Source organism: Fundidesulfovibrio butyratiphilus (assembly GCF_054657235.1).
In genome coordinates this window covers 1,674,491-1,689,242 of sequence record NZ_BAAHXA010000001.1, presented here as the reverse complement: position 1 = coordinate 1,689,242, position 14,752 = coordinate 1,674,491, and the positions used below count along the sequence as shown (strand labels likewise).

Sequence of the window (14,752 nt, the reverse complement as noted above, 5' to 3'; positions counted from 1 at the left end):
CCCGAGAGCGAAAGGGTTCGTTTCTGGCGAACATGGATCAGGCAAATATTTCCCAGCGCGCCGAAGGCCGGGGGAGCGGGTTGTGCCGGCCTTCCGGGCCTGGATTCTGCCGCCTGGCTCGAAAGACGCGGCGGGTGGCGGCGGGAGTTGCCCTGGGGGCCGGAACGTGCGAAACCGTGCGCCGCGTGGTCGCCTGACGCGGCCCCCACGCGAGGAGGATGCATGGACCAGACAAAACCGGGCGTTGCGGTCCGCGAAGGCGGTGCCGGTCAGGGAAAAGGCGACGGCCGGTCGGACTGGGCCGTGTTGTTTTCCGGCGGCTGGGCGCAAATTTTGGCGGGAGCCGGGCTGGCTGCCGCGCTTCTTGTCCTGGCGGGTCGGCGCGCGACGCCCGACCGGTTGGCCCTGTCCGTGTCCCTGGCCGCGTTGGTGGTCGGACTGTTCGGCAAGGGGACCGGATCGCCGCTGGGGCGCGCGGGGAAGGCGTTGGGCGCGGCCGCCCTGTGTCTTGGTCTGTGGTGCCTGGGGCGTTCCCTTCTGGTGCAGGGCTGGGGCTTCATCGAGGGGTTGACCACTCCCCTGGCCGTCAACTCCATCGAGGGCCGCGAAGCCTTCAAGGCTTGGCTCCTGATCCAGGGGCGCAACATCTATGAAGGATTGGGTTCCGGGGGCGGGTTGATCACGCTGTACGGGCCCGGCTATTACGCCTTGGCCGGGCTGAGCCAGTCGCTGTTCGGGCCGGGGCTTCCCCAGGCCCGGATGGTGAGTTTGGCCGCCGCGCTGGCTCTCGTGGCGGCGGTTTACGCCCTGGTCCTTCAGGAAACGCGCAATCGGCCGGGCGCACTGGCCGCGGCCTTGACCCTGGCCTGCGCCCCGCTCATGGAGTACGGCCATTTCGCCCGGCCGGACATGCTCGCCTGGGCTTTTTTCTTTTGGGCCGCCTGGGCGCTCTTGCGCGCGCTTCGTTCGGGTCGGACGGGGCCGGCGTTCTGGGCTTCGCTGCTGCTCGGATTGGCCGCGGCCCTTACCAAACAGCAAACTTGGCCCGCCCTGGGGGCGCTTGGCCTGTACGCGTTGCTCAAGGGACGGGTCCGTCTGGCGGTGTATTTCGGTCTTGGGATGGCGGTGTTGTGCGGAGCGGCCTTTTGGTGGCTCGATCTGGCCACCCATGGGGGCTTCTGGGCGCAGAATCTGGAATTCCCCCGCCGCATGGCGGAGATTACGGAAATGAATTCCGACGCTTCGGCGCGGGAGCGGTTGCGCATTTATTTCTCGCTCAACTGGCGCGAAGCGGTGCTGATCGCGGCGTATGCGCTCTCGGCCCTGGCGTCGCGGCGGCTTTGGGTCTGCGAGGTGTTGGCGCTTTGCGTTCTGGCCCCGCTTTATGTGGTGCTGCGCTGGACCGGGGCGGAATACAACCACTTTCTGTCGGTCATGGTGGTGGCGCACCTGGCGGCCGGGGCGCTGCTGGCCAGGGCCTCGGCGTTCCCCCGGGTCGCGGCGTCCCTGGCCGCCCTGGTCCTGGCCTTGGCCGTGTGGCCGATCGGCGACCTCCCGTCGTCCCTGGCCAAGATGAGCGCCGACACGGCCAGCCGCGCGATCAAACGGGCCGAGCTGGACCGGTTGGCGCAAAGGCCCGGCCTGGTGCTCAGCGACGCCGAAAGCGCCTACGTTTTTTTGGGAGGCGACCTCTCCCGTTTGCGGGTGTATGACGCCTTCGAAACCCGTATTTTCGAGCGCCTGGGTCTGTTCGCCGCGCCGGATTCGTCTCTCGGGAGGGGGATCGTGTCCCGGGAATACGCCCTGGCCCTGGTCACGCCCACGTTTCAGCCGCAGGGCCTGATCAGCCTGCTGGGCCTGTTCTACCTGCCCACCGCCACCGCTTCCGGAGTGACGGCATTTGTTCCCAGGCCGGACACCGCCGTGTTGGCCTTCGACGCTTTGTCCGGCCCCGCCCTGGGCGGGGTGGCGTCCGGGATGGGGCCCGCCGCAGACGCCGGCGCGTCGCCCGCGACCGCGCGGGAGGGCGCGCCCCGGGTGCAGGCCCGGATCGTGTCGTTGGAGAATCTCGATGTCGAGCCGGGCTTCGTGACCGCCGACAAGCGGATCGGCGTGGGGCGGCTGGTCGTGGAAATCGATTCCGATGCGGATCTGGCCTCGGTCGGGGCGTTGTTTTTTCCCCGCATCGACCAGAAGTCGTCGGACACCGTGTTGGAGCTGGCCTTGGACGACGCGCGCGGTTCAAAAACCATCTGGACCCTGCGGGGAGGCCAGGGGCGTACGGGCTGGACCCCGCAGTGGGACGTGCTGGCCCGAACCCGCGCGGACTGCTCGGGGCGCAGCGTGCGCCTGGTTTTCACCCTGCGCGGCGCGGCCCAACTCTGGTTCGATCCGACGCACCCGCTGGTGGTCCTGGCGGACGCGGCCCGATCCGCTCCTTGACGCAGGCAAGGCGAAACAGTCCGGGAGCCGTTCGGTCCCGGCGTCGCGGAAAAAACGCCTGGGGATCGCGGACGACCTGATACGCCGGGACAAAGCCGGCTGGCGAGGGCCCGGAGCGCGGGAATCCGTGTTTCGAACCGGAGGAATCGGGGGTTTGGCCTTGTGCTGGGGGAATTTGCCGTGTAAATTTCCCCAATGGGTCTGGATTCGCCGCTGTTCCTGCTCGTGTGTCTGCCCGCGCTCATGGCGGTCTATGCGCTCACCTCCGCGCGTGTCGGACGGTGGCTCATGCTGGCGGCGTCCCTGGCTTTCTACGCCCTGGCCGACGCCAAAGCCCTCCCCGTGTTCGCGGCTTCCATCGTCATGAACCTGCTGGCCGCCCTGTGGATGGAGCGGCTGGAGTCGGTCGGACGCAAACGGGTGCTGGTGGTCGGCGTCGCCGCCAACCTGGGGCTTTTGGCCTACGTCAAATACAGCGCCTTCCTGTTGGCCCAGATTCCGGGCCTGGAAAACCTGGCCGTCTCGGTTCCCCGTGCCCTGCCCCTGGGGGTGTCCTTTTTCACCTTTTCGGCCGTGGCCTACCTGGTGGACGTGTTCCGGGGCGACTGCCGAGCCCAACGCGACGTGGGGCGTTTCACCCTGTTCATGACGTTTTTCCCCAAGATCACGGCCGGTCCCATCGCCCGATACCAGCAGATGTTCCCGGACGGGACCGAAGTGGGGCGCATCACCCTGGACGGCGCGGTCCAGGGGCTGACCCGTTTCGCCGTGGGCCTGGCCAAGAAGACTCTGGTGGCCGGGCAGCTGGGCTTTCTGGCCGACGCCGCCTTTGGCGAGCGCGCCGGAAACCTCGATCTGGGCACGGCCTGGCTGGGGCTTGTCTGCTACACCCTGCAACTCTACTACGATTTTTCCGGCTATACCGACATGGCCGTGGGCCTTGGTCGCATTTTTGGCTATTCGGTCCCGGAAAATTTCAACTACCCCTACGTGTCCCGCTCCGTGCGCGAGTTCTGGCGGCGCTGGCACATGACCCTTTCCGCCTGGTTCCGCGACTACCTCTATATTCCCCTGGGGGGTGGTCGGGGCGCGACCTGGAAGGTCTACCGCAATTTGGTCATCGTGTTCACCCTATGCGGCTTGTGGCACGGGGCGTCCTGGAGCTTCGTGATCTGGGGCCTGTGGCACGGCGTCTTTCTCGTGTTCGAGCGCACCGCGGCCGGGCGCGTATTGGACCGGGCTCCCGCACCCCTGCGCCACGTGTACTGCCTGCTGGCGGTGGGCCTGGGCTGGGTGTTTTTCCGGGCCCCGGATTTTCCCTCGGCCCTGGCCTATTTTCAGGCCCTGGCCGGGTGTGGCTCCTGGGATTTTTCCTACACCTGGATGGTGCGCGTGAACGCCCAGTTCCTCACGGTGCTGGCCGTGGCTTGCGTGGGCGCGGCGCCGGCGGTTCCCTGGCTGCGCGAACGTTTGGGGGGCCTGGCTCCCCTGGCCCGGAGCGTGGCCGCCCCGGCGCTCATGGCCCTGTCGGTCATGCAGCTTGCCTCGGGCACCCTTTCTCCCTTCATTTACGCCCAGTTCTGACATGAAGAGCCTCACACGAATCCTGGCCCTGGCCCTGCTTCTGGCCCCCCTGGTCTTGCCCCAGGCCCTGGGATTTTTCGGCGTGTCGGAAGGCCCCAAGGCCGAGGAAAAACGACGCAAGGCCGAAATTCCGCCGGCATCGCTGCTGCTTTCCGACCCCGGCACGTACGGGCGCAAGCTGGCGGCCTCGTACGCGGACAACTTTCCCTTTCGCGATTGGTTGATTCGCAAGAACAACGAACTCAAGCTGGCCGTGTTTCGGGAGTCGCCCGTGCGCACCGTGATTGTCGGACGCGACGGATGGCTTTTCTACAACATGGAGTCCGATCTGGAGGACTGGCTCAACCTCTGGAGCGTCTCCGACGAGGAGCTGGACTCGGCCGAGCGCATCCTGACCGAGCGGCGCGACTGGCTGGCCGCCCAGGGCATTGCCTATCTCGTGGTGATCTGTCCCAACAAGACGACGGTGTACCACGAATTTTTGCCCACCGGATTTCACAAGCTGGGACGCGTCCCCCGGTTGGACCGGTTGCGCGACAGGCTCGAAACGGCCGGTCTGGACTTTCTGGATCTGCGCCCGGCCATGCGCCAGGCCAAGTCCGTGCGTCAAGCCTACTGGAAGACCGACACGCACTGGAACGACTGGGGCGCGCTGGTGGGATCGGCCGCCATCGTGGAAGCCCTGCGACCCCGCTTTCCCGACATGCCCTCCATCGCGCTGGAGGACTATCGCCCCGAGACGGTCGTGGTCCCCGGCGGGGACTTGGCCAGGCTCATGCTGCTGGAGGACCGTTTTACCGAGCGGTTCGAAAAGATGGTCCCGAACTTCACGCCCAAGGCCAAGCCCGGTCCTTCGCGCGGTTACGCCAACCCGACCACCTATTCGGGGCGCGAAATGGTCATCCGCGAGACCGACGACCCGGCCCTGCCGAACGCCCTGGTCTTTCGCGACTCGTTCGCCAAGGCCGCCATTCCCTTTCTCTCCGAACGGTTCAACCGCAGCGTCTACATCTGGGTGCACCAGTTCCTGCCCGACATCATCCTGGCCGAAAAGCCCGACGTGGTGGTGTTCGAGGCGGTGGAGCGCTACCAGCACGCCATCCAGTTGGGCAACCCGCCCCTGCCGTGGGTGGGGCCGGGACTCTTGAAGCGGCCGGTGGACAAGGCCGCTTCCGCCGCGCGGTAGAGGCCGTTTCCTTTCCTTCCTCGGGACGGCATCCTCCTGGGTGCTAGCAGCCCGCCCAAAACGTCGATTCGTGCAGCCTATTCAAAAAACGTGCTGGCAAGGCGCGCAAAAAAGTCAAGCCCGAAGCGGAGTTGGCATCCGCTGAGGGTTTGAGTTTTTCGCAGCAACGCAGCCAGCAAGGATTTTTCAAAAGGCTGCTAGAACGGCTGGCAGTGGTGTTTGATGGATACGCCGCGCACCACGAAGATGGCCGATTCGGCGATGTTGGTGGCCAAATCGCCCACGCGTTCCATGGAGCGGGCGATGAGTACGCCCCGAATGGCCCGGTCCAGTCCACCGGCTTCGGGGGCCTGATCCATGCACTCCTTGAGCACGAGCATGTTCAGTTCGTCGGCGGTGGAGTCGGCCATGCACACCTGTTTGGCGGTCTCCACGTCCTGGTCCTTGAAGGACTCGATGCCCATGCGCAGCATGCGGGTGATCTGTTCGGCCATCTGGGCCAGGCGCTCGCTGGCTTCCAGGAGCGGCATGTGGGCCAGGAGCACCACCTGTTCGGCGATGTTCACGGCTTCGTCGCCGATGCGCTCCAGATCCACCACCAGGCGCATGGAGGCCACGATGAACCGCAGGTCCATGGCCACGGGCTGATCCAGGGCGAGAAGGCGCAGGCACAGGTTGTCCACCTCGCATTCCATGGCGTTTATTTCCCGGTCGCCGTCGATGACCTGGACGGCCAGGTCGACGTCGCGTCCGTCCAGGGCGGCCAGGGACTTTTCCAGCGCCCGGTCGGTGTACGCCGCCATCTGGAGCACCTTGACCTTGAGCTCCTCGAGCTCCTTTTGAAATCGGGAATCCATAGCGCTAGCTCCTAGCCGAAGCGGCCGGTGATGTAGTCTTCGGTCTGCTTGTTGGCGGGCCGGGTAAAGATGATTTCGGTCTGATCCATTTCAATGAGCTGCCCCAGGTAGAAAAAGGCGGTCATGTCCGATACTCGGGCCGCCTGCTGCATGGAGTGGGTGACGATGATGATGGTCAGGTCTTTTTTCAGCTCATGGATGAGTTCTTCGATCTTCTGGGTGGCGATGGGGTCCAACGCCGAGGCGGGCTCGTCCATGAGCAGCACTTCGGGCTCCACGGCCAGGGCGCGGGCTATGCACAGGCGCTGCTGTTGGCCGCCGGACAGGCCCAGGGCGCTGGAGTGGAGGCGGTCCTTCACCTCGCCCCACAGGGCGGCCTGCTTGAGGCTTTTTTCCACCTGGCGGGCCACGAAGGCGTTGTCCGAGATCCCGTTGACCCGGAGCCCGTAGGCCACGTTTTCGAAAATGCTCTTGGGAAACGGATTGGGTTTCTGGAACACCATGCCCACCCGGCGGCGCAGTTCCACCACGTCCATGCCCGAGGTGTAGATGTCCTGCCCGTCCAGGGTGAGTTCGCCCTCCACGCGCGCGGAGGCGATGAGGTCGTTCATGCGGTTCAGGCAGCGCAGGAACGTGGATTTGCCGCAGCCCGACGGTCCGATCAGGGCCGTGGCCTGGTTGGCCTGGATGTCGAGCGTCACGGAGTGCAGGGCCTTGAATGAACCGTAGTAGAAGTCCAGGTTCCGGGCGGCCATTTTCAATTCGTTGGTGGTCATGCGGTTGGTCCTTGCGAGCTCTTGGGCGCACTGGCCTCTGGTATGGTGAAACAGAACGCCGCGCCGGTCATTTCGCCCTGGGCCGGCTCCACCCAGATGCGTCCGCCATGGCGGTCCACAATGTGCTTGGCTATGGCCAGGCCGAGCCCGGTGCCGCCTTCGCCGCGTATGCGGGGCCGGTCGGAGCGGTAGAAGCGTTCGAACACGCGCTGGCGTTCGGACTCGGCCACGCCGGGCCCCATGTCTTCCACCCGGAAGACGTGCGTCTGGAGTTCGCGGCGATGCGAGACCACAACGTGCCCTCCGACAGGGCCATATTTGATGGCGTTTTCGAGGAGATTGCGAAACACTTGCGCAAGCTGGCCGGCGTCGGCCCGCACCGAAGGCCCCGGCTCGGCGATGGCGCATTCGATCTTCACCTGGCGCTGGGTGGCCAGGGGGGCGCACTCGGCCTGGGCGGCGCGAAAGGCGATGAGGGCGTCGGCGGCGAGGGTGGTGGCCGGCTCGCGCGCGTTTTCTATGCGGGCCAGGCTCAAAAGGTCGTCCACCATTTTCGACATGTGGTTGGCGTTCTTGAGAATGACTTCGAGAAAACGCCGGCTCGGTCCTTCGCGTTCGCCGGCTTCGCCCAGAAGGGTTTCGGCGTAGCCCTTGATGGAGGTGAGCGGCGTGCGCAACTCGTGGGACACGTTGGCCACGAAATCGCGGCGCACTTTGTCCATGCGTCGGATTTCGGTCAGGTCGTGAAACACCACCACCGCGCCGAGTTCGGCCTGGGCTCGGGATTGCCCGGGGCGGACCAGGCTCACGTCCAGGGCGCGCGCTCCTCCTGGTTCGATCTCGATGGAGACCGCGGCCCCACGTTCGCGGTCGGCCCAGTTGACCACGGTGTCGCAGGCGTTTTGCAGCTCCGGGCTGGCTACGACCTCGATGGGACGGCGGCCCAGGCAGGACTGCGCCGGGCGAAACATGTCCTCGAAGGCCTTGTTCACCACCAGAATGCGTCCGGCCCGGTCCAGCACCATGAGCCCCTCGCGCATGCCGTCCAGCACGGACTCCATGCGTTCGGCCCGGCAGGTCAGGGTGCGGGAGCGGGACTCCACGGCGGCGGCCACGTCGTTGACGGCTCCGGCCACTTCGCCCAGTCCGGAGGAGGGCTCCAGCCACAGGCGCACGCCGGTTTCGCCCTCGGCCAGGGCGGCCAGGGCCTGGACGCACTCCCGGGCGCGTCTGGCCTGGGACCGGGCCAGGAGCCCGGCGAACACTCCCGCGCCGACCATGCCGGCCAGGGCGCAGGCGATCAAGCGGTCGTGGGCCGTGTCCCAGGGAACCAGGACAAGGACCAAGACGGCCACGGCCACATGGCTGAGGAACAGGCGCAACCAGAAGGCGTTCACCGCGACCCTAGCCCTTGAACCGGTAGCCCACGCCGCGCACGGTTTCGATGAGGTCGGCGTGGGGACCGAGCTTCTGACGCAGGCGGCGCACGTGGGTGTCCACGGTGCGGGCGTAGCCCTCGAATTCGTAGCCCCAGACCGAGGCCAGCAACTGGTCGCGGGTATGCACCCGGCCCGGATTCTGGAAAAGTTCCGCCAGGAGCTTGAACTCCGTGGCGGTCAGGGCGATCTCCACCCCGTCGGACTCGGCCCGGTGGGCGTCCAGGTCCACGGTGAGCCCGGCCTGGCTGAGCACCTTTTTGGGTTGGGAGTCGGGACCCGAACGTTTGAGCACGGCCTTGGCCCGCAAGATGAGCTCGCGCGGGCTGAAGGGCTTGACCACGTAGTCGTCGGCGCCCAATTCCAGCCCCACGATGCGGTCCACTTCCTCGCCCCGGGCGGTGAGCATGATGACCGGCACGTGGGCGGTCTTGGGATCGCGCTTGACGGTCTTGCAGATCTCGAAACCGTCGATGCCGGGCAGCATGAGGTCGAGCAGCACCAGGTCGGGCTTGCGACGCTTGATAAGGGTCACGGCCTCCAGGCCGTCGCGGCAGGTCACGGTTTCGAACCCGGCGTTTTGCATGTTGTAGTCCAGGAGTTGGAGGATGTCTTCGTCATCCTCCACGATCAGCACGGTGTCCTTGGTCATGCCCGATGTCCTCCAATTTGGTCAGAAATCACGGGGACGTGACGTTGCGGTGGTGGTTCGGAGACGAATGGGTGACATTTCCCCTTGGCGCTGGCTCGCGAGGCTGCCGGGTTTGTTACAATCCGGTGGCGGCGGCTGTCCAGCCGGAGGCGACGCACAAAAAAAGCGCGCTCCTGTCGGAGCGCGCCCAAAAGCCGGAGTCGGTCGAAATCTTCAGCAGCTTCCGCCCACTTTGATTTCCTGCAGAACGTCCTTTTGCACTTCGTAGATCTCGCGCAGGATACGGGGCACGTCGTAGGTGATCTTCCAGTCGGGATAGTGGGATTCGAACTTGGACAGCCCGGAAATCCACCAGATGTGGTCGCCGATGCGGTTGTCTTCCTGGTATTCGTAATTCATCTTGTTGCCGGTGATGGCTTCGCACATCTCGATGGCTTCGGCCATGGAGCAGTTGGAGTACCGGCCCCCGCCCATGTTGTACACTTCGGCCACGCGGGGCTTGTCGAAGAAGTGCCACAGGGCGTTGACCAGGTCGTAGGAGTGGATGTTGTCGCGGACCTGCTTGCCCTTGTAGCCGTAGATGAAATACTTGTTGCCCGTGATGCAGCAGCGCATGAGATAGGACAGGAACCCGTGCAGCTTGGTGCCGGAGTGGGCCGGACCGGTCAGGCAGCCGCCCCGGAAAATGCCGGTGTGCAGGCCGAAATAGCGGCCGTATTCCTGCACCAGCACGTCGGCCGCCACCTTGGAGGCCCCGAACAGGCTGTGCTTGGTCTGGTCGATGGACATGGTTTCGTCGATGCCGCGTTCCCACTTGTGGCCGGGAGCGATCTCGAAACGCTTGTCCAATTCCACCAGGGGCAGGAAGTTGGGCGTGTCGCCGTAGACCTTGTTGGTGGAGGTGAAGAGAAACACCCCCTCCGGGCAGTGCTGGCGGAAGTTCTCCAGCATGACCAGGGTGCCGTTGGCGTTGACCGTGAAATCCATGAACGGGTCGGAGGCGGCCCAGTCGTGCGAGGGCTGGGCGGCGCAGTGGATGACGGCCTTTATGGACGTGCCGTAGCGGTCGAAGATTTTCTTGATGGCGTCGTTGTCGCGGATGTCCGCGTCATAATGGGTGTAGCCCTTGATCTCTTCTTCGAGGCGGTGCCGGTTCCAATGGGTGGAGGCGTCCTCGCCGAAGAAGGTCTTGCGCAGGTTGTTGTCGATGCCAACGACATCGAATCCCTTGGCGGCGAAGAAGCGGACGGTTTCGCTCCCGATGAGCCCGGCCGAGCCGGTGACAATGGCGACTGACATGAAAAGCTCCTTGCAAAATTGCCTGGGGCGAGTCGCCCCATACCTCCGGCGGGACAGGCCCGCACGCGCCGGGACAGGCCCGGACCCGTTTCGGAGGGGTTAGCGTTTGAGTTTGCCCAGCACGAAAAAGAGCCCGACGAGAAAACGCAGGACGTACATGCCGCAGCTCAGGCGCGGATGCGTGACAAGACGCCGCCAGCGGCCGTTTTCGCAGAAAACGCCGAAAAATCTGTAGGCCATGCCGAATTGACGCTTGAGGTCGGGATCGTCGGCCGGATACTTGGCCGCGTAGGCCGCGAAGGACCCGCCGTAGTAGGTCTTCTTGGTCAGGTAGCGCCAGAGGTGAAAGGCGGCCTCGTTGTGAAAAACCAGGGGCCTGGCGTGTCCGCTTTTGGCCTCGAAAGCCGTGAGCCGGGCGGTGAAGTCCTGATCCGGCAGGGCGCGCACGTAGGCGTCCACCGTGTCGAAGTCGTAGGCGCAGAGCACGGCCACGGGCCCGTGGTCGCGCATGCGCCGGTCGAAGTCCCAGTCCTCGGGCCCGGTCAGGGTCTCGTCGAAGCCGCCCACGGCCTCGAAGGCCCGGCGGGTGAAGACCCGCACGCAGTCGATGACCGTGCCGTCGTAGAAACTGCGCTCAAAACGGCGCACCTCGGGAAAGAACCCCTTGCCCAGCACGATTTCTGGTATGTAGAGGGCGCACAGCCGTTCGCGGGCCAGTTTTTCCACCGATCGCTCGATGACCGTGGCCGAGAGGATCATGTCCGCGTCGAGAAACACGAACACCTCGCCCGTGGCCTTGGCGAAGCCGAAGTTGCGCTGGGCGCTGCGTTCGGGCCCCTTGTCCAGGACCTGATCGGCATAGCGGGCGGCGAGGGCCTTGGTGTCGTCGCGCGAAGCGTTGTCCACCACGAGAATTTCCACCAACTCGGCGGGATAGGTCTGGGCGCGGACGGATTCCAGGCAGTTGGCGATGTTCTTCGCCTCGTTTCTGGTGGTGACCACCACGGATACGCGTGTCTTCGTCATGTTCTGCGAGCTTTCCCGTCTGTCTCTATTTCTTGCACGCGCATCCCTTGCGGGTGTTGAGCAGATGCCCGACGAGCTTTTGCGCGGCCCGCCAGAAGAAGGCCACGTCGTCCACGCTGCGGATCGAAAGCACCTTGCGCAGCAGAAAGCGCGGGGTCAGGGCGGCCTTGTAGAGTTCGTTCTTGAATCCCAGCACGTCGTCGTTGGACACGGGCGAGCGCCACACGCTCTGGCGCATGTCGTAGTCGTCCCAGTTCTCGGTGGTGAGCCAGCCCTGCTTCTTGGCTTCGGCAAACAGCGGCGTTCCGGGGTAGGGCACCACGATGGTGGCCTGCAAGGTGTCGATAACGCCTTCCACGAACATGCGCTTGGCGAAGTCCACGGTGGCCTGGGCGTCCTGACGGGTTTCCCAGGGGTAGCCCACCATGGTGGTGATGTGGGGCGAGAGCCCGGCCTTCTTGCACATGCGAAGCGTCTCTTCGATCTGGGCCACCTTGATGCCCTTGGTCAGCCGGTCCAGAGTGGACTGGGCCACGGACTCCAGCCCGATGAGGATGAAGCGGAAATTGGCCCGCTTGAGCAGGTTCCACTGCTCCTGGCTGAGCGCGCCCACGCGCATGTTGCAGCCCAGGACCACCTTCTTGTGGAGTCCCCGGCGGATCAGGCCGTTGCAGAAGTCCTCCAGCCATTTGCCCTTGGGAAAACACCCGGAGTCGTCGAAGATTTCCTTCACGCCCAGTTTGACCAGGCTTTCAATTTCGTCGAGCTGGCGTTCCACCGAACGGGTGCGGTAGTTGCGCCCGGGGTAGAGCGTGGTCCAGGAGCAGAAGGCGCACTTGCCCCACCAGCAGTCGCGTCCGGCGTAGACGTAGGTGCCGGGGGTGTATTTGAAATTGCCGTTCTTGTAGGCGTACAGCTTCCACTGGGTGAGTTCCCTGTCGATGGGCGGCAGGGAGTCCAGGTCGTGATCCAGGCTGGCCGGGCCGGAGTTCTTGATTTCGCCGTTTTCGCGAAACCACACCCCGCCGGGCAGGGCCTGGGCCTTGCCGGACAGAAAGTCGGCCAGGTCGGCCAGCATGAAGTCAAAGTCGCCGCCGGCCAGCACGAAGTCCGCCGGACAGTTCTCCATGGACTCCTCGGGCAGGGCCGTGACGTGGTCGCCCATGAGCGCGACCTTGGTGCCTGGCAGGGCGTCCTTGATTTCGCGCACGATGCGCCAGTGGCGCTTGATGACCGGGGTTTTGGATTCCAGGGCCACCAACGCCGGGGCCTTGGCCTTGAGCCGGGCCAGCCAGTCGGCGTAGGAGAGCTCCTGGGCGATGGCGTCGTCCCAGAACACGTCGTGTCCCCGGACCTTGAGCAGGCTGGCCGCGTAGGACGGCACCATGGGGTAGATGTACGTGGGATTGGTGAACCACTGGAACTGCCGGTTCTGGGTGAGCAGGGCCACGCCCTTGCCGGATTCCAGGGGGGGGTACGAGATCGAGACGTTCATTTACCTGCCGAGGGTGCTTTTCAGGTCGTTGGTGAAGAGTCCGCGCAGAAAGCGCCAGCCGTACCACAGGTGCGTGAGCACGATGAAGGGCAGGGCGGCCAGGCTCACGGAAAGGGGTTCGTGGCGCAGGATGCTCGCGAAGGCCACGCCCAGGGCCGCCAGGTAGCAGGCCACGCCGGTGGCGTAGAGCCAGCCCGGGAGCAGAAAAAAGCCCAGGGTGACGAAGAGCAGCCACAAACTGGGCACGAAATAGGCTGGCCGGCGCGAGGTTTCGGGAAAATGGCGGGAAAAATAGCCCCGGTGCGCGCCGTAGTTGCCCACCTGGCGCAGATGTTTCCTGAGTCCGGCGCGGCGGTGGTGCCACACGAGCATTTCCGGCAGGTAGAGGATGGTTCCGCCGGTCTTTTTCACCAGCTCCATGCAGAATTTGGTGTCCTCTCCGGGCCAGAATTCACTGCCGAAACCACCCACTTGCCAGAAGGCGTCCTTGCGCACCATGAGGTTGACAGTGGGCCAGTCGTCCACGTCGCGTCTGGGGGGCAGGGGCAGGTAGCGCTCGGGAAAGCCGCCCGACAGGCGCGACAGAAACACCGCGCCCGAGGCCCGGGCGAAGAAAGGGTCCGAGGCCGGCGTCTTTGCCGGTCCGCCCAGGGCCGCCGCCCGGGGATTTTCCGCGAAGGCCTTTCGGGCCACGCTCAGCCAGTCGGGTTCGGGATAGGCGTCGTCGTCGATGAAGGCCAGGAATTCGCCCTTGGCGGCCTTGGCGCCCAGGTCGCGCTTGATGGCCGGGCTGACCGGTCCGGTGGGGATGACGTCCACTTCGGGCCGGGCGAAGAGTCCTTCCCGGCGCAGGGGGCCGTCGGGCAGCAGGATGATTTCGTAGCTGGTCTCGCGCTGGGTCAAGAGGTGGCGCAGGCACTCGTCCAGCAGGTCCGTGGCTTCCTTGAAGGGAATGATGATGGAAAAAAGCGGGCCCGACGACATGGCTACTCCCAGGTCCCGGCGCGTTCCCGGATGATGTAGAGCGGGCGCTGGACCACCTCGGTGTGGATGTGTCCGATGTAGAGCGAAACCATGCCCAGTCCGCAGAGCACGATGCCGATGAGGAAGGTGTTGAATACTGTGAAGAAGGCCATGGGGGTGTAGTTGGCTCCCCAGAGCACGTTGCCCGTCATCATGAAAACCAGGAGCGCGAGCGACACCCCGATGATGGAGAGTCCCAGGTAGCCCGTGAAGCGCAGCGGCAGGAGCGAAAACGAGGTGAAGCTGTTGACCGCCAGGTTGAAGAGCTTTTTCACCGAGTACCCGGCCTCGCCGGTGTCGCGGGCCGGCGCGGTGAAGGGGATGTAGATCTTGCGGAATCCCATCCAGTCGATGAGCCCCCGGAACATGCGGGTGCGCTCGGTAAAGCGCAGAAGCGTCTTGACCACTTTCTTGTCCATGAGGCGAAAGTCGGTGCTCGACGGCGGGATGTCCAGATCGGAATACCGGGTCATGATCCAGTAGAAGGCCTTGGAGCCCACCCGCTTGACCGCCGAGGCCCCGGCCACGGATTCGCGGATGGTGGCCACGATTTCGTAGCCTTCCTCCCACTTTTCGCACAACTGGGGGATGATTTCGGGCGGATGCTGCAAATCGGCGTCGATGCAGACCACCGCGTCCACCTCGGGACAGAGTTCGACGCCGGCGGTGAGGGCCATCTCCTTGCCGAAGTTGCGCGACAAGGTGAGGCCTTTGACCCGTGTGTCCTGGCAGGCGAGTTCCTTGATGGCCTCCCACGAGCGATCGCGGCTACCGTCATCCACCAGGATGATCTGCCAGGCGTAGGGCAACGACTCCAGCACGCTTTTGAGACGGGCGTATAGGGCCGAGAGACCTTGGGCCTCGTTGTAGACCGGCACCACCACGGCCAGGGACTTGGGACCGACGGAAGGGGAAGGGCAGGCTGTGCTCATGGGTAAACGGAAGAAAACCCGGTCTGGGCCCAGGGTTTTCGAAG

Annotated in this window: 12 protein-coding genes; 3 read left to right on the top strand and 9 right to left on the bottom strand. The window is 64.9% G+C overall.

From position 1 onward, the window contains the following. The first annotated feature begins 222 nt into the window (after positions 1-222). From ACYQ01_RS07905 to ACYQ01_RS07895, 3 genes are all read left to right on the top strand, one after another. A complete protein-coding gene (locus ACYQ01_RS07905; protein WP_459933289.1) occupies positions 223-2,442 on the top strand; it encodes a glycosyltransferase family 39 protein in 2,220 nt (739 codons plus the stop codon). Positions 2,443-2,637: 195 nt separating this feature from the next. After that, positions 2,638-4,026 (top strand): MBOAT family O-acyltransferase, encoded by a 1,389-nt coding sequence (locus tag ACYQ01_RS07900; RefSeq protein ID WP_459933288.1) that lies wholly within the window; start codon positions 2,638-2,640, stop codon positions 4,024-4,026. 1 nt (position 4,027) lies between these two features. Then, complete coding sequence (locus ACYQ01_RS07895; protein ID WP_459933287.1) at positions 4,028-5,212, top strand: alginate O-acetyltransferase AlgX-related protein; 1,185 nt, start codon at positions 4,028-4,030, stop codon at positions 5,210-5,212. A 197-nt stretch (positions 5,213-5,409) separates the two neighbouring features. Here ACYQ01_RS07895 and phoU read toward each other — a convergent pair whose 3' ends face one another. The 9 genes from phoU to ACYQ01_RS07850 all read right to left on the bottom strand — a co-directional run bounded on the left by phoU (position 5,410) and on the right by ACYQ01_RS07850 (position 14,708). Further along, positions 5,410-6,069: a phosphate signaling complex protein PhoU gene (phoU, locus tag ACYQ01_RS07890; protein WP_459933286.1), complete on the bottom strand. Its 660-nt coding sequence runs from the start codon at positions 6,067-6,069 to the stop codon at positions 5,410-5,412. A gap of 11 nt (positions 6,070-6,080) precedes the next feature. Beyond that, positions 6,081-6,845: a phosphate ABC transporter ATP-binding protein PstB gene (gene pstB, locus ACYQ01_RS07885; RefSeq protein WP_459933285.1), complete on the bottom strand. Its 765-nt coding sequence runs from the start codon at positions 6,843-6,845 to the stop codon at positions 6,081-6,083. Next, positions 6,842-8,242, bottom strand: coding sequence for a sensor histidine kinase (locus ACYQ01_RS07880; protein WP_459933284.1), 1,401 nt, complete (start codon positions 8,240-8,242; stop codon positions 6,842-6,844). The genes pstB and ACYQ01_RS07880 overlap by 4 nt, the downstream gene beginning before the upstream one ends. Positions 8,243-8,249: 7 nt before the next feature. Beyond that, positions 8,250-8,933 (bottom strand): response regulator, encoded by a 684-nt coding sequence (locus ACYQ01_RS07875; protein WP_459933283.1) that lies wholly within the window; start codon positions 8,931-8,933, stop codon positions 8,250-8,252. 213 nt (positions 8,934-9,146) lie between these two features. Then, positions 9,147-10,232, bottom strand: coding sequence for an NAD-dependent epimerase/dehydratase family protein (locus ACYQ01_RS07870; protein ID WP_459933282.1), 1,086 nt, complete (start codon positions 10,230-10,232; stop codon positions 9,147-9,149). 99 nt (positions 10,233-10,331) lie between these two features. Next, complete coding sequence (locus tag ACYQ01_RS07865) at positions 10,332-11,258, bottom strand: glycosyltransferase (RefSeq protein WP_459933281.1); 927 nt, start codon at positions 11,256-11,258, stop codon at positions 10,332-10,334. A 25-nt stretch (positions 11,259-11,283) separates the two neighbouring features. Next, positions 11,284-12,753, bottom strand: coding sequence for a B12-binding domain-containing radical SAM protein (locus ACYQ01_RS07860; RefSeq protein ID WP_459933280.1), 1,470 nt, complete (start codon positions 12,751-12,753; stop codon positions 11,284-11,286). After that, positions 12,754-13,737 carry a glycosyltransferase family 2 protein gene (locus ACYQ01_RS07855; RefSeq protein ID WP_459933279.1) on the bottom strand — a complete coding sequence of 328 codons (984 nt, stop codon included), beginning with the start codon at positions 13,735-13,737 and terminating at the stop codon, positions 12,754-12,756. It abuts the gene before it with no gap. 2 nt (positions 13,738-13,739) lie between these two features. Further along, the gene (locus ACYQ01_RS07850) at positions 13,740-14,708 is read right to left on the bottom strand and encodes a glycosyltransferase family 2 protein (RefSeq protein WP_459933278.1); all 969 of its coding nucleotides are present in this window, start codon (positions 14,706-14,708) and stop codon (positions 13,740-13,742) included. Positions 14,709-14,752 lie beyond the last annotated feature (44 nt).